Below are 1,234 nucleotides of genomic sequence, written 5' to 3'. Positions count from 1 at the left end.
GAATGGTAATATCCGCTTGTTTCTGTTCTCCTGGTGCTTTCTCTCCTGACGTTTCCTCTGCCTTACCGGCTACGAGCATCGAGGCTACAACTTCCGTGTTGTTTCCGGAATCAATGGCAATGCCTTCACCCCCTGTTATGCTTGACCCCACAACTTGGCTCACATCCATCTTGTTATGCTCAGATTTGCTGCTACTAAACACCCCACCGTCTTTGTGATACGACATCTCATAATGTAAGCTATCCTCTGCATTATTGATCAGGACATCGTTGCTGGCTTTCAGCCCTACCTTGCCATCAGCCGCAATGGAACTGCCTGTGATGCTAAGATCATGCGGTTTGCCATCCTGCCCTGCAATGACCGTGGTGTCACCTCCCGATTTTATCGAAGATCCAACGGCATGAGAGGCTTGCATATCCACTTTCGTGTTTTTGGTGCGAAGATGATACTCCATCTCATCGTTTCTCACCCCTATTGTTATCTCCCCTTGGGCACCAAGACCAACATTGCCCTTGGCATCTATATCGGAAGCAGCAATATGGATATCTTGACCTGAGATGACAGTGGTATCTTTTCCAGAACTTAAATGAGAGCCATTGTGCACGGCGACATGAAAGGTTTGATCCCCGCGATGACTATTGGTACTGTTGCGTGTGGCATCAATCGAAACATTGCCCTCAGCTTGTAAGAGAAGTTTATCCGTTGCTTGAACATCAGAGCCTAAGATATTCAAATCTTTTCCAGAGGCAAGTGTCGTCGAGCCTCCAGAGTTGACTTCTGATTTATGATGCATGGTGGCATCACCGTGTTCATCATGGTAATGGGTTTCTGCTGAACCGATCGTCAAGTTACCTTCTTCTGTAGCCATGGCAAGATCACCTCCGGTAGTGATCCCCACCCCTGAGGCTGTGATATCTTGTTTGGCAATCACCGTTGCATTACCACCAGCAGAAAGCGCCTCGGTGTTTAAAACGGTCTCCACGCCGTCAACCGTTGTGCGCCCTGCATCTAAACGAATATTCTTCTCCGCAAGGAGAACAGCATCACCACCCGCCGCAAAATGCCCCCCTTGACTGAGGATATCCCCACCATGCACATGCAATTGGTGATTTGCCGCAATCCGCCCTGAATTGATAATCGTTGAATTGCTCGTATTCTGGCTGGTGATATTGACATCATCGCCCATGATCAAAGCCCCAGCAGAAACAAAGGAGGCTCTGTCTTTTTCAGGGAT

Annotated in this window: 1 protein-coding gene; it reads right to left on the bottom strand. The window is 48.5% G+C overall.

The window, feature by feature from the left end:
- Nucleotides 1-1,234: hemagglutinin repeat-containing protein (locus tag ACFINY_RS09720; protein WP_375701069.1), on the bottom strand; the 1,234-nt coding region annotated here is incomplete at both ends.

This window comes from Bartonella sp. AA23NXGY (assembly GCF_042197165.1).
GTDB lineage: Bacteria > Pseudomonadota > Alphaproteobacteria > Rhizobiales > Rhizobiaceae > Bartonella.
Note: the sequence above shows the minus strand (reverse complement) of the source record. Positions and strands in the feature narration are given on the sequence as shown.